Below are 23,097 nucleotides of genomic sequence, written 5' to 3'. Positions count from 1 at the left end.
TTTATAATCCTCCTTAAACAATTTTACTGGTATTATTATATCACGTCACCATACGGGCCACAATATAATTAAGGGATACTTTTGATTGGGGAGAAAGTCGTTAAATAGTATCCTTCTTTGACGATTTTATCCAGTTTAGAGTAATATTTTGCCTTGTTGGAAGGTAGCTTCTATATTATAATTAATACGAACAAAAATTCTGGATGAATTATAAAAAGTTGACAAGGAGAAACGATGAGTTATTCACATATACTATTCGATCTGGATGGAACCCTGATCGATTCGAAAGAAACAATCCGTTGTTCGTTTGAATATGCTCTGAAAAAAATGAAAGTTCCTAATCCGAAAGTCACAAATGTTGATGCATTGATTGGTCCACCGATGCTTAAGACGTTTCAGGATATTTATGGCTTTTCATTGGATGAGGCTAGAAAAGGCTACGAATTTTACTTGGAAGAATATGTAGGTAATGGCCAGATGTACCAGGCCAAGCTTTACCAGGGCGTTAAAGAGACCATTGCCACACTCTGCGAAAAAGGCTGTTTCCTGGCCGTAGCGACAACAAAAAACGAAACCAATGCACGGAAAATCGTTGAGCGTTTGAAGCTTGATATTTCAATTAATCGAGTTTATGGAACATACAATGATGGAACCCGTAGTAACAAGAAAGAAATCATTACGAATCTTTTAGACGACAATGGAGTCAAGGATTTAGCCGATGTAGTGATGGTTGGGGATCGTCACTTTGACATCATTGGTGCCAAAGAAGTAGGAATTGATTCAGTGGGGGTTACTTATGGTTGCGGCAGTGAAGATGAACTACGACAGGCTGGAGCCACCCACCTGGTTAGCAGTATTATCGAACTATTGGAGATAGTAAATATCTAGGAGGAAAACATGGAATCAAAAAATATTAATTTGGAACGGACAGCTTTGATAAAGGGTGATCTCAAATTCACCAATTTTGGCCAGATTATTAAGTCCACCCTGTTCAAAAAATTGGTCAGAACCTTCATTGATGAATTGACTGTAAAAAAGTCCTATCTGTTGCAAACACTGGAGCCTTTTAAAAATGGCAAGGGCGAGTTTAATGAAACGGCCTTCATTGATTTTGTTTATCTACTGAATATTAATTCGCTGGATGAGATTATCCAATCCGGATATTTTGATATCCAGTTTACCTATGAAGAATATTCCCAGCTGTTTCTGGGATTTCTGGAAGGGTTTTACAACTATTGGCGCAGTATTCAACGTTTTATGATTAAAACCGATGAATACAGTCCGGACGAAAATACCAAACGATCCAAGGCTTATTCCCTAGCCTCCAACAATGATGCCTTCAAAAAAATGGTGTTGGATCTTTATCGCAATATCCACTTCAACGTCACCGGGAAAAGCGTCAGCATTTACCGGCAGTTGCCCAGTGGTGCTCAGGTAGCTTTTCTAACCGACAAATTTGAGTTTGATCGGGGGGTTAAGAGCAAAAATGATTCACTGTACAAGGTACCCTACGTCTGGGAGGCAATTTTTGAACCACCAGTGATTTTTTATACGCAGTCCAGCAAGCGTGATGGGATTTTTCCGGTGAAGGATAAACGGATTTTACAAAAATTCTACCTGGATTGCGATGAATGGTTCGCCATTCCCGTAAAGGTCGGCCGTTTATTGTCGATTGTTTATGTTCAAAAAGAATTTTTAGCCCTGGGAGCAGGCTTATTTAATCTTTTTGAAATGGCTACTCCAGAAGAATTTACCAAACAAAAACCAGATGCGGTGGTATTTTTTGGATTGGACGGAGCGCTTTTTGAGGATGATGAAAAATTGGGCTTTGTTGCAAAAGAAGATGACGTCTATTATGGACTCTTGCCAGATACTGCAGAGATTGACTACTTTGGTTATATGAAAAAAATGATGCTGACCCTGCATAATGTTATTCAGATTGAAAAGAAGGCCATGCCGGTTCATGGCGCATTTGCCAAGATTCGGGTTGGTGGCCGGAAGTCAGCCAACATCATGCTGATTGGCGATAGCGGGGCCGGTAAATCGGAAACCCTGGAAGCCATCAATAAGCTTCCCAAAGAGCTGGCCTGTGACTTTGATATTTTGATCGATGATATGGGTTCCCTTCATTTTAATAAAGAAGGCGAGCTGATGGCCGTCGGCACCGAAATAGGCGCCTTTGTCCGACTCGATGACCTCCAGCCGGGCTACGCCTACAGTACCATGGACCGCAGTATCTTCATGAATCCCAACATTGTCAATGCCCGGGTCATTGTACCGCAGATGGCTTATGAGGAAATTTCCAGATCGACCCGGGTGGACTTTGTTTTTTACATAAATAACTATGAAGAAATCTCAGAGTCGGCCCCCGCCATCGAACTGTTTAATGATTTGGATCAGGCCTACGCTGTCTTTTCTGAGGGCAAGCGGATGGCCAAGGGTACCACCGGCGAGGTGGGGATTACGACGACCTACTTTGCCAATCCTTTTGGGGCGGTGCAGTTAAAAGACGAGCATGAAAAAATTGCCAAGAAAACATTTAGAAAAATGCAGGAAACGGGGGTGCAAATCGGGATGATCCGGACCCAGTTGGGCATTCCTGGCTATGAACAGAATGGTCCTTTCCAGGCTGCTCAGGCATTGATTCAGTTTATTGATAAAATAAATAAATCAGAATAATTTAGATGTTTCATTTCGGCAAAATCTGGTATATAATTAGAGTAAGTTTATAATCATTATAAGGGAGGAAAAAATGGGTAAATTACAAGGAACACAGACGTTAGTTAATTTAATGACATCTTTTGCAGGTGAATCTCAGGCAAGAATGCGTTATACGTATTTTGCATCCATCGCCAAAAAAGAAGGTTATGTTCAGATCAGTGAGATCTTCACAGAAACAGCCAACAATGAAAAGGAACATGGTGAGTTGTTCTACAAACACATTGCGGCCAATGAATACACATTGGGCAATGCAGTTGAAATTCCGGTGAGTGCTACTTTTCCGGTAGCTCTGGGGGATACCAAAAACAATTTATTGCATGCAGCTTCCGGTGAAAATGAAGAATGGAATGAACTTTATCCGAAATTTGCGGAAATCGCCAAACAGGAAGGCTTTGACGAAATAGCCGAAACTTGGCTCCAGGTTTGTGTCGCTGAAAAGGCCCATGAAACCCGTTATTTGAAACTGGCGGCGAACATTGAGTTAGGCCGTACTTTCAAACGGTTCAGTGATGTCAAATGGAAATGCGGCAACTGTGGTTATATTTATGAAGGTGCTGAAGCACCTGATGAATGTCCAGCCTGCAAACATGCCCAGGCCTATTTTGAATTGTTTGTCGAAACCTATTAAAAATATAAGTGTAAAAGTAAAAAGAAACGGGGTTTAATCCGTTTCTTTTTGCTTTCTATTAAGAGAGCTTTCGTTATTTTTCAAATGGGAAGTGGTATTGTTCAAGTCCCAATTCGGCTTTAATATCGAGAATGTCTTTAATCAGAGCTTCATTTACCGGGGTACCTTTGTCTTTGCGATCGAGCCAGGCTTCATACTCCTTTTCACCGGCGGTATAAATCCGTTCCTGACCGGGCATTTTTTCTGAGGCCCGCAGGTCTCTTAAAATGTCGCCGGTGATTTTTTTGAAGGATTCCGGTTCGGTAAAGTTCTCGATGTTAATAGCAATAAAGAAATGGCCCAGATGATAGGGTTGCGCCTTACCGTTGGCGTCGAAGCCGAGCAAGCCTTTTAAGAAGGAGCCACTTTGCAGAGCTGCCGAAAGGATTTCCACGAAGGTGGCATAACCATAACCCTTATAGCCACCGGTGTCTTCACCGATGCCGCCCAGCGGCGTCAGGGCAGCCTCACCTTTGACTAAATCAATCAGGATCTGTTTGGTATCGGTGCGGCTTCGCCCCTGACGGTCAATAACCCAGCCATCGGGGAGATCCTTGTTTTCGCGGTCATAAACTTCAATTTTACCTCGTTGGGAAACTGAGGTGGCGCAGTCCAGCACAAAAGGGAAGGGCTCATCACTGGGAACCCCGACGGTGATCGGGTTGGTGCCCAACATGTTTTCGACCCCAAAGGTCGGTGCAATCGATGGGCGGGCATTGGTGCCGGTCATCCCGATCATATTGTTTTCGATGGCCATCAGTGGGTAATAACCGGCAAAACCATAATGGGTGGAATTCCGGACCACAGTCATTCCCATGCCATAGACCTTGGCTTTATCAATCGCCATCTGCATGGCTTTTTTGGCAATCACATGGCCCATGCCATCGTGACCGTCAATGACCGCAGTGGTAAAGGTGTCTTTGACGACTTCAAATTCGGTCACCGGATTCTGGATGCCCTGTTTGATCCGGTCGTAGTAGATCGGTTTTAAACGGCCGATGCCGTGGGAATCAATCCCCCGTTTATCGGAAGTGATCAGGATGTCGGCACAGATCTTGGCGTCTTCTTCGGGCACACCGATCCCTTTTAAGGCGTCGGTCATGAATGCTTCCAGAATGTCAAAGGGGATGCGGTAGGTGGTTTCGTCTTTCATTAATAATTCTCCTTGTCTAATTCGCTATATATTTATTGGGTGATAACAATTTTGTCAACGTAAGATGAGGTGGCAGCGTGAAGCGCCCCGACGTAATCGCAGCGCAGGCTGATGATGTCGCCGACCTGATAGGTGTTTTTGGCATCGCTGACGTCAATCACCAGATGATCGGAACTGGAACCTTCGATGGTCAGTCCCGGCAAAAGGGGAAAGATATGGTCGGTATCGGTGTCCTGGCGACCCAGACCGCAGATGGCTCGACGACGGATTCCTTTATCCTCAAAGGTGGGGATTTCGCCGAAGGCATTGCGCCCGATTTCACCAACGGGATAGGTGGGTTTATCCTGCAACTCAAGGATCTCAACATCCAGAATAAAGGCATCCTGATGGAGATAATCATAGCAGTGATAATAGGCCGACTCCCGTCCAAACAGGATCACATCGCCCAGTCGCAGGTTGTTGATTTCCCCAGGAAGCGTTTCATTGTCGACCAGATAATAGGCGCTGGAATTCCCACCGGAAACAATCTCGCAGGGAAGCTGATAATTTTCTTCAATCCGGGCTTTAACCTTAAAAAAAGCCCCAAAGGTTTGGGGAGTGGGGATGGTGGCACCAACGCAGGTGGCATTGGTGGCAATACCACGGAGTTTGATATTTTTCATAGCAGCAATTTCTTTAATATCCTGATCCAGTTTCGCAAAAGCGGCTGCGATCAAGGCTTCAATTTCTGGTTTAGCGGGATTTCCGTCACCAATAAATAGACCTTCACGCAGATCCCCCAGGTCAAGCATGTAGAGGATGCCATGGATTTTGCCCTGAGCCTGGGCTGCCTGATTTAACAGCCGGATGGTTGTTATTTCGCTGTTTAAAGATAGTGTCGCATAGGCAACGGCATGATTAACCTCACTGGGCATCGGCACCCGGATCAGCCATTTTTCACAGGGTAATGGGGCCAAATTTTTAAGGTTTTTTATCCGGGAATCACCGATTGTGGTGGCGCCTCCATCCAGAAAAGCCTGGGCAATTTCCAGGTTGCCGCCGGTACATTTAGTGACAGCAGTGACAGCGACCCCTAATTTATTGGTGCGCTGGATAATGGCTTGCGTATTTTCAACTATTTTTTGCTTATTGATTTTAAGTAAGGGATACATAAATGCTCCTTTGCAGTTTTCTGGAGTTTAGTATATCATAAGCGAAAAAAAAGCACAAATGATTGACAGCTGTTCCGCCCTTATTTATAATGAGGGTTGAAGATCATTAGGAGACCGGAAAAAGTTCGTCCCTTTTCGGGGGAGCGGATTTTTTTTTCGCAGCGGCAGATAAAATAAAGGATTTTTTATCTTTTAAAGATGTTTAATAGGCTATTGAACAGGTCGTCAAAAATAATAAAAGCAAAAGCTTACTGTTGTTCTGATTTAAGCAGGGAGATACAGGCAGGCGAGTAAATGGAGGAAATATGTCAACATACGAGCATAAAAGAATAGAAGAGCGCTGGCAGAAGCATTGGGAAGAAAATGAAACCTTCCGGATGGAAGAAAACTCAGATAAGGAAAAGTTTTACGGACTGGTTGAATTTCCCTATCCCTCTGGCGTCGGGCTTCACGTCGGTCACGTACGTGCCTACACATCGCTGGAAGTGATTGCCCGAAAACGTCGGATGGAAGGCTTTAACGTCCTCTTTCCGATTGGCTGGGATGCCTTTGGCTTACCGACTGAAAACTATGCCATTCAAACCGGCCGTCATCCCCGGGAAGTGACTGATGAGAATATTGCAGTCTTTACCAATCAGTTAAAACGGATTGGCTATGCCTTTGACTGGGATAAAGAAATTGATACCACTGATCCCAGCTATTATAAATGGACGCAATGGATTTTTTTACAATTGTTTAAACATGGCCTGGCTTTTCGGGATCGAACCTATGTCAATTTCTGCAATGGTTGCAAGGTGGTACTGGCCAATGAAGATTTCCGTGACGGTAAATGCGATCGCTGTGGCAGTGAAGTGGTGCAATTGGAGAAAGACGTCTGGTTTTTAAAAATCAGAAACTATGCCGAAGAATTGCTAAAAGGTTTGGATGACGTCGATTATCTGCCACGGATTCGCCTCGAACAGGAAAATTGGATTGGTAAATCGGTGGGTGCTGAAGTTGACTTTACCATCGCCGGTTATGACAAAGCACTGCGGGTCTTTACCACCCGGCCAGACACCCTGTTTGGTGCCACCTTTATGGTTATTGCGCCCGAACATCCACTGATTAACGAGCTGTCCGAAGCGATTACCAATATGGATGAGCTGGTTGATTATCAGGAACAGGCTAAACGCAAAACTGAATTTGAACGGGTGCAGTTGGCCAAGGATAAAACTGGGGTGCGGATCCTGGGCATCCAGGCGATCAATCCGGTGACAAATACTGAGATCCCGATTTTTATTGCCGACTATGTCATGATGGGCTACGGTACCGGTGCGATCATGGCTGTGCCTGGCCATGATACAAGAGACTGGGATTTTGCCAGAAAATTTAAGCTGCCAATTATTGAAGTTATCAAAGGTGGCGATGTTACCGAAGCGGCATATACCAATACCGATTCGGGCGAAATGGTTAACTCCGGCTTTTTAAACGGCTTGGAAGTCAAAGAGGCGATCCAGAAAACCATCGACTTCCTGGAAAAGGAAAAATTGGGTAAACGCACCATCAATTATAAAATGAAGGACTGGGCTTTTAACCGACAACGTTATTGGGGTGAACCGATACCGATTGTCCACTGTCCCAAATGCGGAATGGTACCGGTGCCTGAAGATCAGCTGCCGTTGGAATTGCCGATGGTGGAAAGTTATACCCCCACTGATACCGGTAAGTCGCCACTGGCCAATATCCCCGAATGGTATCAAACCACTTGTCCCGAGTGTGGTGGCCCGGCCGAACGGGAAACCGATACCATGCCCCAGTGGGCCGGTTCCAGTTGGTATTTCCTGCGTTATTTTGATAACAAGAACGATGAAGCCTTTGCCTCCCCGGAAAAACTGAAATACTGGATGCCGGTGGACTGGTATAACGGCGGGATGGAACACGTTACCAGACATTTGCTTTACTCACGCTTCTGGCATCAGTTTTTGTTTGACATTGGCTGTGTACCGGTGCGGGAGCCCTATACCAAACGAACCGCTCAAGGGTTGATTCTTGGCAACGATGGTGAAAAAATGTCCAAATCCAAGGGCAACGTGGTCAACCCCAATGTTATCATTGAGGAGTTTGGGGCCGATACCCTGAGAACCTACATTATGTTTATCGGGGATTATGAAAAAGCGGCGCCCTGGTCCGATAATGGTGCAAAAGGCTGTCGCCGCTTTCTTGATCGGGTCTGGAAACTTCAGGAGATTGTGACTGATGAAGCGGGCTATGGTCAGGTGTTGGAAACAGCCATTCATAAAACCATTAAAAAAGTCAGCGATGATTATGAAGAAATGAAATACAATACCGCGATTGCGGCGTTGATGACCCTGCTTAATGAATTCAACCGGGAAGGTTCAATTACCCGCGACGCCTTTAAGACTTTTCTGCAATTGCTCTATCCGGTCGCGCCCCATATCACTTCGGAAATCTGGCAGATTATGGACTTCGGTGGAACTCTTGATGATGCCGTCTGGCCGCAATATGATGAAGCTAAAACGGTCGATGATGTCATTGAAATGGCAGTTCAGATCAATGGCAAGGTGCGGGGAACGATTACCATTCCAGTGGCTGCCGATAAAGACGAAGCCAAAGCGATTGCTCTGGCTCAGGAAAATATCCAGGCGTATACCCAGGGGAAAACGGTTGTCAAAGAGATTTACGTACCCGGAAAAATTTTCAACATCGTGGTAAAATAGCAACGATGAAAGTGATTCATCTCTATACCGATGGGGGTTGCCGGGGTAATGGCAAGGAAGGTGAGAATCTGGGCGCCATTGGCGGGGTGCTGATTTATCCCGAAAAGAATGTGACCAAAGAGTATAAGCGGGCCTATGAAAACACCACCAACAATCAGATGGAGTTGTTGGCGGTGATTGAAGGCCTGAAACTATTAAAGGAGTCCTGTGAGGTGCATATTTACAGCGATTCAGCCTATGTTGTCAATGCCTATCTGCAGAACTGGATTGGCAGCTGGAAGGCTAAGAACTGGACCCGGGGTAAAGCCGGGGCGTTAAAAAACCGGGAAATCTGGATCGAACTGGATCAGTTGGTCAACCGCCACAAGGTCATTTTTCACAAAGTTAAAGGCCATGCTGACAATCCCTACAACAACCGGGCTGATTTGCTGGTAAATCAGGCCATGGATGAGTACCGACTGACGGAATAATGCTAATAATTTAGTTAAAAATAAAGGACTTAAACCAAATCTGGCTTAAGTCCTTTTATTTATGTGATTTTAAGCGTTTATTAAAAAGCCATGAGCAGGCCTTTATCGTTGGAATAGTAGGTGGTTAAGCCGTGCATCGGAAAGATGTAAATTTCTTTGAGATCAAAGCGTTTTTCCAGCAGATCCTTGAGAATTTCAGCCTGACTGAGATTATTGCAATGGGTAATGACCACCGGAAACTGGGGTTGGGTCTTGATTTTTTCTTCAACCATGCTGGCAAGACTGGACAGGGCTTTTTTGATGCCCCGGGCCTTAGTGACCAGCTGAATTTCGCCTTTATCATCAGATCTGAAAATGGGCATGATTGAGAGTGCTGAAGCGACTGCGCCAGCCACTCGATTCATCCGGCCGCTCTTAACCAGATTAGAAAGATCCTGGAGTAAAAACCGTAGATTCAGAGTCTCCAGATAAAGGGATAATTTTTCACTGATGGTGTCAAAATCCATATCGCCGGTTTTGATCAGATCCCGGAGTTTCATCACCATTAAAATCATCACCGGGGAGGTGGCGTGGGTATCGAAGAGGCTGATTTTTAGGGAATCATCTTCTTCAAGAACCATATTTTTAGCAACCCGGGCACTGTTGTAGGTGCCGCTTAATCCAGAAGTCATGGTAATCACATAACTTTCCTTATTTTTTCGCAGTTCTGCCGCAAAATCCTCGGGGGAGGGGCATGACGAGGAGGTCGCTGTTTTTTCAGCTTTCATTGCGGCAATCAGTTCTTTGGGATTGAGGGTTTCATCATCGATAAATTCGTGATTGCCAACGATTATTTTTAAAGGAACCAGCGAAAAATCAATCCCGTCCTTTTCCAGAAAATCTTTAGGTAAATCACATGAGCTATCACTGATTATTCGTGGTTTCACATTTAATTCCTCTTTTCAATCATTTATCTTTAGAGATTTATCTTTACGATGCTGATCAGCAGAGCAGCTAAAGTTCACATTCACCTGTCAGTAAACAAGCCAATGGTAAACGAATATGCTTAAAAAGAGCTTTCGTTAGTTTAAATGGATTCTGTCAGATATGGAACGCCATCTGCTAGTGTTAACTGAGTTAGAACGTCCTGGGTGATCAGGTTGGCTGCATGACCATAATAAATTTTGCTCAGACTGTTTTTTATTGAAAAACGTTTAATTTCGTTTTCCTTGAGTGCATCAATGGCAAGGATCAGTTCATTAAAATTATTGGCAACAACTGCGGCCCCCTGTCGTTTAAACCAACAGGCATTTTCGCCTTCCTGACCAGGGGTGGGATTATAAAGAATAACCGGAATTTTTTTGGCTACCACCTCACTCAGGGTGATGCCGCCAGGTTTGGTGACCATCAGATCACCAACAGTATAAAATTCATGGATATCCGGAACAAAACCGAAGATTCGGGTATTTTGCAGGTTTTCCATTTCAAGTTCCCGTTGGAGATGTTGATTTTTGCCGCAGATGACAATGGTCTGGAGATTATTCATCCGATCAGTCCGTTGACAAATTTCCTTGATGTTTTTCAGTACCCCATAGGTTCCAGCAAAAATGATCAGGATTTTTTTATGGGGATCGAGATTATATTTTTTTAGAATGGCCTGACGGTTTTCCCTGGCATAGAAAGCGTCCCGGATGGGAATCCCGGTTTTTAAGATTCTTTCCCGAGGAATGCTCTCGCCGATCAGCGTCTCTTCAACGTTTTCGCAGGCGACATAATAACGATCGGTTTCCTGATGAATCCAGGGTTTAGGAATACAAAAATCAGTGACAACGGTAAAAAGCTTGATATGGGGGTAATTATCTTTTTTTAGAATGGCTGAGATGGTATAGCCATAAGTATTGATAATACAGTCCGGTTTAAATGCGTCAACCATTTTTAATAAGGCTTTGCTGGTAAAATTCCAGAGGTTGTACATCAGTTTATTATGGGCATATTCTTCGACATCGTAATAAACCCGTTCGTAAAAGCTGCTACCAATCGAATAGGAAAGCAGATAGGATTTTTCAATCATCCGGTTGAGCGTGGGATTGGTTTTATCGAACAGATCCTCCACCGAGACAAGATGACCCCGGGCTTCAAAGCTTTCTTTAAGGGTTTGGGCTACCATTTTATGGCCCGACCCGTGGGAGCAGGTTAAGATTAATATTCGTTTAGGTTCTAACATGGTAATCCGTCCTTTCATGAGATTTTTGGCGAAAACCTCCAAATAACGTATACCATTAGTTTAGTCAGAAAGGATTAGATTTCCATTAGAAAACTAGTCATCGACCTCGATCCCTAAAATGCAGATATCATCGGATGGAGGCTGACCCTGTTTGAATTCGGCACAGGCATCAATGATGTGGCTGCCCAGGAGGTTGATCGGCAGATCTGGGTTCTGTTTGATAACTGAGATGATCCGGTCCATCGAGAACTCTTCACGCTGGGGATTTTTGGCATCGACGAGACCGTCGGTAAAGAGCAGCAGTTTATCGTTTCGGGAAAAATTGATGCGCATATCAAAATAGTGCATGGTTTTCATAAATTGCTGCAATCCCAGCATCGGCAGGTTGGGTTTAAGCAGCTCGATCTTGTGATTGGCTTTTAAAAGCACTGCATCGGGGTGTCCAGCGTTGGCAAAATATAAAACATCTTCACTGGGATCCAAGACCAGAGCGATGGCGGTAAAGAAGGTGTTGTCCATTTGCTGGCTGATATCGGACTCAATCTGCTTTAACACCAGGCTGGGAGACTGGTTGATGTGACTGTCTTTCATGGTATAGGAATAGCTCAGTTTGATCATGCTGGTAATCATTGCCGCATCGATACCGTGACCGGTGGCATCAGCGATTAAAAGACTGATCTTGCCATTATCCATAAAATGAAAATCATAGAAATCCCCGCCGACTTTGCGAAAGGGTTTTAAATAACTGTAAAAATGATAGTGATTGGATACAAAAGAGCCAGGGGACGGAATAATCTTCTTTTGTAGGTTTTGCGCAAATTGTAATTGCTTATCAAAAAGTGACACAAGCGATTCATAGTGATCTGAGGTATTCAAACGGTGACCTCCGTAAGGTTCAATTTTTTTTTATTATAGCATATTATTTTGAAATGTTATGCTGATTTCTTTAAAAATGATTGAAATTATTGATACTTACCCTTATAATGAAGTTATCAATATGAAATGAGGTGTCTAAAATGATTGAATTTGTATACGGTTCAAAAGGAAGCGGCAAAACAAAAAAAATGATTGACATGGCAAACACTGCGCTGGAGACCTGCGAAGGGGATATCATTTTTCTTAATGACAGAGACAAATATCGAGTAAAAGTAGATACTAAAATCAGATTCACAAACCTGGAGGAGTTTGGCATCGTTGGAACAGATCAGCTTTTTGGCTTCATTAGCGGGGTTATTGCAGAGAATTATGATGTGAAAATTGTTTTTATTGATAATACCTTACGGCTGATTAATTATCAGTCATCAGAGGACATTTGTAAAATCGTCCAAAAAATTCAACAGCTTACAGAAAAACATGATATAAAATTCGTTCTCAGCTTAAGCTGTGAAAAAGAAGAATTGCCAGAATGTGTCACTAAATTAATATAAACATTTCAGACGAACCTGATTAGCAATAAAACGGTTCGTCTGTTTAATCTTATTGAGGAAATAAATAAAACCCATGACAGACTATCGATATAACATCTATTCGATTTGGCTCAAAGAACGCTATGGCGAAAAAGTATATAAGATTCCAATCAATATCCCGGTGACCTGCCCCAACCGCGACGGTACCCGGGGGAGCGGTGGCTGTGTCTATTGCGGTGCCAAGGGTGGAGGCAACGAAACCTTGTCGGATCAGTTGTCCGTCAGCGAACAGCTGGAAAAAAATATTGCCTATATTGGCAAACGCTATCACGCAAAAAAGTTTATAGCCTATTTTCAGAGCTTTTCAAACACCTATTGTGAATTTTCAGACTTTAAGAAATGGATTCTGGCAGCGCTTCGCCCGGATGTAGTGGAGATTTCGGTTTCAACCCGGCCGGATTGTATCACCGACGAGCAGCTTTATTTTCTGGAAACAGTTAAAGCCGAACAGGGCGTTGAGGTAACAATTGAGTTGGGATTGCAGAGCGCTAACGAAGAAACCCTGAAAATCATTAAGCGGGGGCATACCCTGGCTGACTACGAACAGGCCATCGATCGGATTAAAGCAGCCGGTCTGTTAACCTGCACCCATATGATTCTGGATTTACCCTGGGATAGCGAAGCTGATGTGATCAGCGGTGCGAAGCTTTTATCCCGCAAAAAAACTGATTTTGTTAAGTGTCATAGTTTATACATCGAAAAAGACACGCTATTGGAACAGTGGTATCAAGACAGAAAGCTGACACTTCTCCCGAAGGATGACTATATCACCCGGGGAATTTTATTTTTGGAGTATCTTGACCCCAAAATTGTGGTACAGCGGCTAATTGGCCGGGTGCCCAAAGAGGACTCTGTTATTACCAACTGGAATACCAGCTGGTGGAAAATTAAAGATGAGCTTGACGCTCGCATGGAGCAGGAAAATAATTACCAGGGACGAAAATTCTCTGGGAAAAATAAAAAGAGGTAAAGTCCTTGGGAACAAAATATTGGCAAGAATTTCTCATCCCTTATCATCAGGCAGTGGATGAGATCGTATTAAAATTCACAAGTTTAAAAGAGCAGTATGAGAAAATTGGTGAATACTCCCCGATTGAATCGGTTTATGGCCGGGTTAAGAGCGTGGCCAGTATTCTGGAAAAAATTAATAAGTATGGCGTTGATATTGAAGCCCTGGAGGAAACCATTCAGGACATTGCCGGTATTCGTATTATGTGCCAGTTTGAAGAAGACATTTACGAGGTCGTTGAGTTGATTCGCAAACGGACAAACTGCGATATGGATGTTGTCAAGGTTAAGGATTATCTGAACGAAGCCAAGCCAAGCGGCTATAAAAGCTATCATCTGATTATCCGTTACCCGGTTTTTTGTGTGTCCGGTAAGCAGTCCATCCTCGTGGAAATTCAGATTCGTACCCTGGCCATGAACTTCTGGTCGATCATCGAGCATTCCTTAAACTATAAATATAAAGAAAACATCCCGGAAGCCATTAAAATGCGGCTAATCAATGCGGCCAATGCCGTCAACGAAGTGGATCGGGAAATGTCATCGATCCGTGAGGAGATCCAAAGTGCCCAGCGGCTGTTTGGTATTAAATCCAGTCTGGTTACCAGCATACTCGATAATATTGGCCATTTATACAAACTCAATCATGGTGATAAGGCCTCCCACTACGAAAAAATATTTGATGACCTGTTTGCTCAGGAGGACATTATCCAGTTGATCTTACTGCGAAAAGAACTGGAGTCGGAAGTCAATAAGATTGAGGCAGAGGTTTAAGAATCAAAAAACATGCTTGTTAAAAAAGAACAGTATGTTATAATAACACATTGTAAAACATATATAAACGAGGAGGTTGTCGATGTCTGGACATTCAAAATGGTCGACTATTAAACACAAAAAAGGAAAAGCAGACGCGAAACGCGGTCAAATCTTTACCAAGTTAGCAAAATATATTGCGGTGGCATCCCGGGAGGGTGGCAGCGATCCGGATATGAATGCAAAATTAAAAGAAGCCATCGCCAAAGCGAAGGCTGCCAATATGCCCAATGACAACATTGACCGGGCGATCAAAAAAGGTGCCGGTGAATTGCAGGGTAGTGTCTATGAAGAAATTACCTATGAAGGTTACGGACCGGGTGGCGTTGCGGTGATTGTTGAGACCCTAACGGACAACAAAAACCGGACTGCTGGCGATGTTCGTCATGCCTTTGATAAAAATGGCGGAAATCTCGGTACCAGTGGTTGTGTGGGTTTTCTGTTTACTAAAAAAGGCCAGATCATGATCGAAAAAGCTGATGGTCTGGATGAAGAGGCACTGATGATGCTGGCTCTTGATGCCGGTGCCGAAGATATTGAAACTGCTGAAGAAGGTTATGAAATCAGCACCGAGCCGGTGGATTTTGGCCAGGTTTGTGATGCCCTGAAACAGGAAGGCTACGAATTGGCTTCGGCTGAAATTGCCATGATCCCATCCACCGAAGTCGAACTGACCGATGCCACTGAAATTAAAAAAATGTTAAAAATGATCGATATGTTTGATGATAATGAAGATGTTCAGGCAGTTTGGCATAACTGGACAGGTGAGGAAGATGAATAAAAATACCCCGTTCAAACGATTTAAAGATGTTTTTCTTTATATCGTGATGACCATATTTTTGATTTTTTTGACTTCATCCTTTGTGATTGAGGACGTCTATTCGGCTGCGGATCAGTTGACCATGACCGAAAAGGGGATTTCTGATGTTTATTCCATTGCCGTGGGGATGGAACCCGAAATGCTGACCATCAATAATGGTGAAGCGGAGAGCGAAGATAAGACAACAGAAATTAAAACCGACGATGGTACTACCATCGTTATAACCGAATACACGTTGGGTGATAAAAATGAAGAGATTCTTGAATATCAACAGATCTTATATTCACTGGGTTTTCTGATCAGTCAACCCTCCAGTGAGCTGACAGAAGAGGTGCAGACGGCGATTAAAACCTATCAGGCGATGAAGGGTCTGGAGCAAACCGGGAAGCTGGATCGCTCCACCATTATCTCTTTGGTTGCCGAAGACGTTAAATTTGAAAAAGGCGACAGCGGAAAAGTGCTGCAAACCTATCAGCAGATTTTAGTGGCCCAGAAATATCTGGCCGCCGAGTCGGCCACGGGAACCTTTGATGACGCCACTGAGACGGCGGTGAAGGCTTTCCAAAAAGCCAATGGGCTCACCGAAACCGGAAAAATTGATGCTAAAACCATCAAAGCACTGGATGCATTAAGATAAAATTAAATAGGATTATCATAAAGCCGTCAGAATTGGCGGCTTTATTCGTTTGATGGTTTACAAAAACCGTCTATTTGATATAATGACAATACACATAGGATTATTTTTCATGGATGGGAAAAGAGGAAAGAAATGAAAGTTGTCACACCAAAAGAAATGGCGGTTATGGATCGCCATGCCGTAGCTGCCGGGACACCCAGCATTGAATTGATGGAACGGGCGGGGCATGCTTGCGCCGAAGTTATCAAGGTAGATCTTGATGAAAAGGCTCAGATTATCATTTTGTGCGGACCAGGCAACAACGGTGGTGATGGACTGGTCATCGGCCGGTCATTGATTGAGGATGGTTTTACCGTCCATTTATTCTTGACTGCAGATCGGGAAAAATTGTCGGAAGACAGTCAGATCAGTCTTAAGCGGCTGGAAGATAAAAATATTCCCATCCGCACCCTGCAGGATGACGCTGATTTGGAAGATCTGAGTCTGATTATGAAACGGGCTACCCATGTGGTTGATGCCATCTTTGGTACTGGCCTGGTGGATAAAGAAATTCCGGCCAGTTACAATCGCATCTTTGATCTGGTTAATGATTTTGATCGGGAGAAAATTGCCATTGATATTCCGTCTGGCCTCAGGGGCGATATTGGTTTGACCATTGGAAATGGGATTTTTGCCGATAAGACCATTGTGATCCAGAATTATAAAACCGGTTGTCTGTTAAATGATGGACCTGATTATACGGGTGATACCATTCTGATTGATATCGGGATTGATGAAAACAGCATTCCCAATGAAAAATACTATACTCAGGAAAGTGATCTTAAATTTCCGCAGAAACGAAAAAAGAATACCCATAAATACGATTACGGCTCAGTGGTTGTGATTGCCGGTTCCAAGGGGATGAGCGGGGCTGGAATCCTCTCAATCGAAGGGGCCCTGAAAAGCGGTGGCGGTCTGGTGACTTGCTATGTGCCCCAGGATATTTATATTCCGGTGGTGGCCCGGGCCCCGGCTGAAGCTTTGATTAAGACCTATGACTGTAATATTACCTCGGACGACATCAAGCATGACCGCAAAAAGGTAATTTTAATTGGACCGGGGATTGGCCGGGCCAAGAATTATAGCTTTATTCTGGAGCATTTACTGGAAGGCAGTCTGCCGGTGGTGATTGATGCCGATGGGATTCATCATCTGGCCGTGGTGGTGGATTCTTTAAAAGAATCAAAAACTCCGGTGGTTATTACCCCTCATTTTGCTGAGTTTTCCAAGCTTATTGACGTGCCTCGGGAAGACATCTTAAAAGATCCTATTGGGTACGGTCAGAAATTTGCGATGGAATATCAGGTCGTGGTGGTATTAAAAGGATATCGGACGATGATCTTTGGAACCAATGGCGAAATCTGGTTTAATTCCACAGGAAATCCGGGAATGGCCACGGGTGGCAGTGGCGATGTTCTGGCCGGGATGATTGCCGGAATTGCCGGACAAAACGTCAATCTTTTTGAAGCTGCCCGGGCTGGCGTTTTTTATCACGGCAAGGCTGGGGACTATTATGCCGAGCATTTTGGCCAGAGTACCCTAACCGCACATAGCATTATTGAATCCTTAAAATATGTTTTAAAGTAAGTTGTTCAAAATCCCGGAATTACCGGGATTTTTTCTCTTTGTTTGGTGATTTGAAGATTTTGGGTTATAATAATCAGATGAAGTTAATGGCTAAATTTACCAGTTTTTTAAAAACGTGGCCAGGAATTTAGTGGTATCGGATAATTACATTTGGGATAACAGGAGTAAATTATCTGGGAAGGAATAGCGTTGTGACGAATATATTAGTAAGAAAGCTGATCAAAAATTATGAGAATACCGGAAATTCCCGGGTGCGGGAAAACTACGGAAAATTGGCCAGTATCATGGGGATTGCTTCAAATCTGTTGCTATTTTTCATTAAAATAACTATCGGACTGGTTTTTAACAGCATTTCGATCACCGCCGATGCGGTCAACAATCTGTCCGACTCCGGCTCATCACTGGTGACCCTGCTGGGTTTTAAACTGTCCGGCAAACCGGCCGATGCCGACCATCCCTTTGGTCATCAGCGGATGGAATATATTTCCGGATTGGTGGTTTCCTTTATTATTCTTTTTTTAGGGTTACAGCTGATTGAGAGTTCGTTTGATAAAATTCTCCATCCGGAATTGCCCCAGTTTAGCATGATTACGGTGGTGGTTTTGATCATTGCGATTTTGATTAAGCTGTGGCAATGCCTGTTTTATCGAAAAATCGGGAAAACCATCAACTCGCTGACGCTGATGGCGACTGCCATTGACAGCCGCAACGATATTCTGGCAACCTCGGCCGTATTGGTGGCAACCATCATTACCTATTTGACCGGCTTTGACCTCGATGGTTATATGGGGGTGGTGGTGGCCATTTTCATTATCATCAGTGGCATCAATCTGGTTCGTGAAACCATCAGCCCGCTTCTGGGCACAGCGCCGTCGAATGAACTGGTCGATCAGATTTATGAAAAAATCCGTAGTTACGAACACATCATTGGTCTTCATGATCTGATGATTCATAGCTATGGGGAAACCCAAACCTATGCCTCAGTTCACTGTGAGGTACCGGCGGAACTCGACTGCTTGATCAGCCACAGTGTCATCGATCAGATTGAACGGGATTTTCTTAAAGATCTGAACATTCATCTGATTATTCATCTTGATCCGGTTATAACTAACGATGAAAAAACGACGGCGCTGAAAGAACAGGTGGAACAGACCATTGCCGGACTTTCACCCGAGATTCACATCCACGATTTTCGAGTGGTGTGGGGGTATAACCATTCCAACCTGATTTTTGATGTGGTGGTTCCCTACGATGCACCGTGGAGTGATGAGGAGCTGAGCATGATGATTGCCAATGAAATATACAAAATAAACCCGACCTATCACGCCGTGATTACGGTTGATTATAATCACTATGTCCCCAATCAGGACGAGTTTTGTGTTTAAATCGGTAGCCGGGCAAGCAAGTCCCGATTAATTTATTCAGATAGGTAATTGAGAAATAAAAAGCACTGAACAATGGTTGCTTTGGGTGCAGTTTCCACAAACAATTTTGTAACGTGTAGGCGAACAGTTCAGAGAACTGTCCGCCGTACAGTGTAAAAATTGTTTCGTGCGAAACTGGGCGCAAAGCTCACGGCAGTTTCGCAATTGCCTAATTTATTCAGATCTTAGGAGAAACAAAATAGCATGAGCAAGAAAAAACCTGCACAACGAATCTTAAACAATGCGTCCCGCAGTTTTCGTATTTTTACCTTCGGATGTCAGATGAATGAAAATGACTCCGAAAAAATTTCGGGAATGTTAAAAGCCCTGGGCTACGTCGAAGAAATGGATGTCAACAAGGCCGGTCTGGTCATTCTTAACACCTGCTCGGTTCGGGAAAACGCCGACGAGCGGGTCTTTGGCAATATTGGCGCCTATAAGACGGTTAAGAAAAATAATCCTGATTTAATTCTGGCGGTCTGCGGCTGCATGATGCAGCAGCCCGAAATCGTCAATCAGATTGTCACCAAATATCCCCAGGTTGATCTGGTTTTTGGGACCCATAATTTTCATCAGTTGCCGCAGATGCTTAACAACTACATGGTCAATGGCAAGCGGCTGGTGGAGGTCTGGGAAGATTCCGATACGATCATTGAAGATCTGCCGGTGGACCGCAAATATCCCTTTAAGGGCTTTGTGACCATTATGAATGGCTGCAACAATTTCTGCACCTACTGCATTGTGCCCTATACCCGGGGCCGGGAAGTCAGCCGCCAGCCGGAGCGTATTTTTTCCGAGGTCGCCGCCTTGGTGGCCGATGGTTGTGTGGAGGTGACACTGCTGGGCCAAAACGTCAATTCTTACGGCAATGATCTGGGGGACGAGGTAAATTTTGCCAATTTATTGCGACAGCTTAATACCATTGAAAAACTCAAACGGATCCGGTTTATGACCTCCCACCCAAAAGATCTCACCGATGCGGTGATTGATGCCATCGCCGAGTGTGACAAGGTTTGTAATTATATCCATCTGCCGATCCAATCCGGCAGCAGCCGGGTCTTAAAAGCGATGAACCGCAAATATACCCAGGATGATATTCTCAATCGGGTTGACACGATCCGCAAAAAAATTCCCGGGGTGGCCATCACCACCGATCTGATTGTCGGCTTTCCTGGGGAAACGGAAGAAGATTTTTTAGAGACCCTCAAAGTGATTGAGTTGTGTCACTTTGACTCAGCCTTTACCTTTTTATATTCGATCCGCACTGGCACTCCGGCAGCAACCATGGCCGATCAGATTCCCGACTCGGTTAAGCATGAACGGATCAACCGCTGCCTGGAAGTGCTCCATCGGATCAGCCACGACATCAATCAGACTTATCAAAATCAGGTGGTGGAAGTGCTGGTGGAAGAAACCAGCCGCAACAACCCCGAACGGCTGACTGGCCGGACCCGAACCGGGAAGGTGGTCAATTTTCCCGGTGAACCCGGCGATATTGGCAAACAGCTGATGGTTAAGATTACCCAGGCCAAAACCTTTAGTCTGGATGGTGAAAAAATTCCACAGGAGGACACCGATGGCGCAGCTCACTCCAATGATGACCCAATACCTGCAAATTCATGAGGAGGTACCGGATGCCCTGCTTTTCTTTCGGCTTGGTGACTTCTATGAGATGTTTTTCGATGATGCCCTGACTGCTTCCCGGGAGCTGGAAATTGCCCTGACTGGCCGGGATTGCGGGCTGGAAGAACGGGCGCCGATGTGTGGGGTGCCCCATCATGCGGCCCAGAACTATATTACCCGGCTGGTCGAAAAAGGTTATAAGGTAGCCATCTGCGAACAGGTTGAAGACCCCAAAGAAGCCAAGGGGATTGTCCGTCGGGAAATTATTCGGGTGATTTCGCCGGGTACCATCTCTGAAGGAAAATTGCTGGAATCCAAGAAAAACAATTATCTGATGGCCCTGTTTCTGGAAAACAATAGCCTCGGGATAGCCAGTCTGGATGTTTCAACCGGGGATTTTTACGTCACCCAGATCGAAGCCAGAAGTCGCGATCAGTGGCTGTCCCAGCTGTCCGATGAAATCGGGCGGTTATTACCGGCTGAGGTGATTCTTAATGGGGCACTGTTTAAAGACGGTCAGGCATTGACCCTGATCGAAAACCGTTTTGGAATACTGGCCAGTCTTTATCCGGAAAAATACTTCTCGGTCAAAAACGGCAGCCAGCGGATTACTGAACAGTTTCAGGTTTTTGCTCTGGGGGCGCTTGATCTGGAGCGCCGGGATCATGCCATTGCTGCCGCCGGGGCACTGCTACTTTATCTCGATGAAACTCAGAAACGGGCCCTGACCCATATTAAAACGATCCGCTATTATAACAGTAGGGACTATATGGTGCTGGATTTGTCGACCCGGCGCAATCTGGAGCTGACCCAGACCCTTAGAACCTTGGAAAAAAAAGGCAGTCTGCTTGGGGTTCTGGATAAGACTGTTACCGCCATGGGCGGACGCACCCTGCGCCGCTGGGTCGAGGCGCCGCTTTTAAATCGTGATGCGATTCTTAAGCGTCAGGGTGGGGTGGCAGCTTTTTTTAATCATGCCGCCGATCTACCATCGTTTAAAACGATTATGACTAGGGTTTATGATCTGGAACGGCTCTGTGGCAAGCTGGCTTTTGGCACCGTCAATCCCCGGGATCTGCTGGCCCTCAAACAATCACTGGGGGCGCTGCCATTAATCCGGGATTTTGTGGTGCAGCTGGACGCAGAACCACTTACTGCACTGTTTGATCCGGATGAGCTGCTTACTGATATATGGGAACAAATTGAGCAGGCGATCGATGATCAGGCCCCACTGGTTCTAAAAGACGGACACGTGATTAAAACCGGCTTCCATCCAGAAATCGATGCGTTTCGGGAAGCTGCTGAGAAGGGTCAGGACTGGATTTGCGATCTGGAATGCCAGGAGCGGGAGCGCACCGGGATAAAAAATCTGAAGGTGAAATATAATCGGGTCTTTGGCTATTTTATTGAGGTGACCAAAAGCAATTTTGACCAGGTACCGGAGGACTATATTCGTAAACAGACCTTGGCCAATGCCGAGCGCTATTTTACGCCGGAGCTAAAAGAAATGGAAAGTCGGATTCTCGGAGCCCAGGAAGGGTTGCTCCGCTGCGAAACCCAGGTGTTTCAGGAAATCCGTGATGGTCTGCTCAAAGAAATCCCCCGGATTCAGCAAAAAGCCCGGGAAGTGGCGGAACTCGATGCCATCTATGCGTTGGCGGCAGTGGCGCTTCAAAACCGTTTTGTCTGTCCGGAGATTCGGGAAGACAGTACGATACTGATCAAAAACGGTCGCCATCCGGTGGTGGAGGATATGATTGGAACCAACCATTTTATTGGTAACGATTGTCTACTCAATCAGGATGATCAGCGGATGCTGATTATTACCGGACCAAATATGGCCGGGAAATCGACCTTTATCCGCCAGGTGGCGATTATTACCCTGATGGCTCAGATTGGTTCCTTTGTTCCTGCCGATGCGGCCAGCATCGGCGTCGTCGACCGGATTTTTACCCGGGTCGGAGCCAGTGACGATCTGGCCAGTGGTCAGAGTACTTTTATGGTGGAAATGACCGAGGTGGCCAATATCTTAAAAAATGCCAGCGCCCGCAGTCTGGTAATCCTTGATGAAATCGGTCGGGGCACCTCTACTTTTGACGGCATCAGCATTGCCTGGGCGGTGGTGGAATATCTCCACAATCCGGACAGCATCGGGGCCAAAACCTTGTTTGCCACCCATTATCATGAACTGACTGAGCTGGAAACCTTAAAACCGGGGATTAAGAATTTTTCTATCCGGCTTAAGGATACCCCCGATGGAGTGATCTTTTTAAGAAAAATCATTCCCGGTCCAGCTGATCAGAGTTATGGCATTGAAGTCGCCAAGCTGGCCGGTTTTCCGGCCGGAGTCACCCGGCGGGCTCAGGAAATTCTTGGCCATCTGGAATCGGGCGAAGATACCTACCGCCAGGAGCTGCTGGTGGCCGAACCGACGGTTCTATACGGTGACAGCGGCAACCAGTTGAATTTCTTTGATGTTGCTCAGACGATGACCGATGCCGAAGCAGAAGCACTCGAAACCATTCGGGAAATGCAAATTGAAAAAATGAGCCCCCTGGAAGTCATGATTGTGATCGACCAATTACGAAAAAAACTATAGTG

At 45.0% G+C, this 23,097-nt stretch carries 19 protein-coding genes; 14 read left to right on the top strand and 5 right to left on the bottom strand.

The features are described from left to right. Nucleotides 1–234 precede the first annotated feature (234 nt). The 3 genes from BI182_RS03930 to rbr all read left to right on the top strand — a co-directional run bounded on the left by BI182_RS03930 (nt 235) and on the right by rbr (nt 3,349). Entirely contained in the window at nt 235–888 is a 654-nt protein-coding gene (locus BI182_RS03930) for an HAD hydrolase-like protein (RefSeq protein ID WP_286805682.1), read from the top strand. 9 nt (nt 889–897) lie between these two features. After that, nucleotides 898–2,679, top strand: a complete 1,782-nt coding sequence (locus BI182_RS03925; protein ID WP_286805680.1) for a phosphoenolpyruvate carboxykinase (ATP) — start codon at nt 898–900, stop codon at nt 2,677–2,679. 73 nt (nt 2,680–2,752) lie between these two features. After that, nucleotides 2,753–3,349 carry a rubrerythrin gene (rbr, locus tag BI182_RS03920; protein ID WP_070372044.1) on the top strand — a complete coding sequence of 199 codons (597 nt, stop codon included), beginning with the start codon at nt 2,753–2,755 and terminating at the stop codon, nt 3,347–3,349. A 73-nt stretch (nt 3,350–3,422) separates the two neighbouring features. On the opposite strand, the gene BI182_RS03915 is transcribed toward rbr, so the two are convergent. After that, nucleotides 3,423–4,541, bottom strand: coding sequence for an Ldh family oxidoreductase (locus tag BI182_RS03915; RefSeq protein ID WP_250935710.1), 1,119 nt, complete (start codon nt 4,539–4,541; stop codon nt 3,423–3,425). A 32-nt stretch (nt 4,542–4,573) separates the two neighbouring features. Beyond that, nucleotides 4,574–5,692 carry an alanine/ornithine racemase family PLP-dependent enzyme gene (locus BI182_RS03910; RefSeq protein ID WP_250935712.1) on the bottom strand — a complete coding sequence of 373 codons (1,119 nt, stop codon included), beginning with the start codon at nt 5,690–5,692 and terminating at the stop codon, nt 4,574–4,576. Between the two features lie 305 nt (nt 5,693–5,997). On the opposite strand from BI182_RS03910, the gene leuS reads away from it, so the two are divergent. Both leuS and BI182_RS03900 read left to right on the top strand, forming a co-directional pair. Beyond that, on the top strand, nt 5,998–8,409 hold the full coding sequence (gene leuS, locus BI182_RS03905) for a leucine--tRNA ligase (protein WP_070372041.1): 2,412 nt from the start codon (nt 5,998–6,000) through the stop codon (nt 8,407–8,409). A gap of 5 nt (nt 8,410–8,414) precedes the next feature. After that, entirely contained in the window at nt 8,415–8,879 is a 465-nt protein-coding gene (locus tag BI182_RS03900; protein WP_286805677.1) for a ribonuclease H family protein, read from the top strand. 80 nt (nt 8,880–8,959) lie between these two features. On the opposite strand, the gene BI182_RS03895 is transcribed toward BI182_RS03900, so the two are convergent. The 3 genes from BI182_RS03895 to BI182_RS03885 form a co-directional block, all read right to left on the bottom strand. Further along, nucleotides 8,960–9,805, bottom strand: coding sequence for a DegV family protein (locus BI182_RS03895; protein ID WP_070372039.1), 846 nt, complete (start codon nt 9,803–9,805; stop codon nt 8,960–8,962). A gap of 140 nt (nt 9,806–9,945) precedes the next feature. Next, entirely contained in the window at nt 9,946–11,082 is a 1,137-nt protein-coding gene (locus tag BI182_RS03890; RefSeq protein ID WP_148638294.1) for an MGDG synthase family glycosyltransferase, read from the bottom strand. A 93-nt stretch (nt 11,083–11,175) separates the two neighbouring features. Then, entirely contained in the window at nt 11,176–11,958 is a 783-nt protein-coding gene (locus tag BI182_RS03885) for a PP2C family protein-serine/threonine phosphatase (RefSeq protein WP_148638292.1), read from the bottom strand. 140 nt (nt 11,959–12,098) lie between these two features. On the opposite strand from BI182_RS03885, the gene BI182_RS03880 reads away from it, so the two are divergent. The 9 genes from BI182_RS03880 to mutS all read left to right on the top strand — a co-directional run bounded on the left by BI182_RS03880 (nt 12,099) and on the right by mutS (nt 23,095). Further along, entirely contained in the window at nt 12,099–12,509 is a 411-nt protein-coding gene (locus tag BI182_RS03880) for a hypothetical protein (RefSeq protein ID WP_148638290.1), read from the top strand. Between the two features lie 73 nt (nt 12,510–12,582). Further along, complete coding sequence (gene mnmL, locus BI182_RS03875; protein WP_070372036.1) at nt 12,583–13,518, top strand: tRNA modification radical SAM protein MnmL/YtqA; 936 nt, start codon at nt 12,583–12,585, stop codon at nt 13,516–13,518. Between the two features lie 5 nt (nt 13,519–13,523). Beyond that, complete coding sequence (locus BI182_RS03870) at nt 13,524–14,327, top strand: GTP pyrophosphokinase (protein WP_070372035.1); 804 nt, start codon at nt 13,524–13,526, stop codon at nt 14,325–14,327. A gap of 82 nt (nt 14,328–14,409) precedes the next feature. Then, the gene (locus BI182_RS03865) at nt 14,410–15,147 is read left to right on the top strand and encodes a YebC/PmpR family DNA-binding transcriptional regulator (protein ID WP_148638288.1); all 738 of its coding nucleotides are present in this window, start codon (nt 14,410–14,412) and stop codon (nt 15,145–15,147) included. Further along, a complete protein-coding gene (locus BI182_RS03860; RefSeq protein ID WP_070372033.1) occupies nt 15,140–15,823 on the top strand; it encodes a peptidoglycan-binding domain-containing protein in 684 nt (227 codons plus the stop codon). The genes BI182_RS03865 and BI182_RS03860 overlap by 8 nt, the downstream gene beginning before the upstream one ends. Before the next feature lie 132 nt (nt 15,824–15,955). Continuing rightward, nucleotides 15,956–17,449: an NAD(P)H-hydrate dehydratase gene (locus tag BI182_RS03855; protein ID WP_286805672.1), complete on the top strand. Its 1,494-nt coding sequence runs from the start codon at nt 15,956–15,958 to the stop codon at nt 17,447–17,449. 191 nt (nt 17,450–17,640) lie between these two features. Then, on the top strand, nt 17,641–18,834 hold the full coding sequence (locus tag BI182_RS03850; protein ID WP_070372031.1) for a cation diffusion facilitator family transporter: 1,194 nt from the start codon (nt 17,641–17,643) through the stop codon (nt 18,832–18,834). A gap of 243 nt (nt 18,835–19,077) precedes the next feature. Beyond that, nucleotides 19,078–20,496 carry a tRNA (N6-isopentenyl adenosine(37)-C2)-methylthiotransferase MiaB gene (gene miaB, locus BI182_RS03845; protein WP_148638284.1) on the top strand — a complete coding sequence of 473 codons (1,419 nt, stop codon included), beginning with the start codon at nt 19,078–19,080 and terminating at the stop codon, nt 20,494–20,496. After that, nucleotides 20,450–23,095, top strand: a complete 2,646-nt coding sequence (gene mutS / locus BI182_RS03840; protein WP_250935900.1) for a DNA mismatch repair protein MutS — start codon at nt 20,450–20,452, stop codon at nt 23,093–23,095. The genes miaB and mutS overlap by 47 nt, the downstream gene beginning before the upstream one ends. Nucleotides 23,096–23,097 lie beyond the last annotated feature (2 nt).

Origin of the sequence: Acetobacterium sp. MES1, from assembly GCF_002237635.1 — a bacterium.
Taxonomy (GTDB): domain Bacteria; phylum Bacillota; class Clostridia; order Eubacteriales; family Eubacteriaceae; genus Acetobacterium; species Acetobacterium wieringae.
This window is presented reverse-complemented; position numbering and strand designations above follow the sequence as displayed.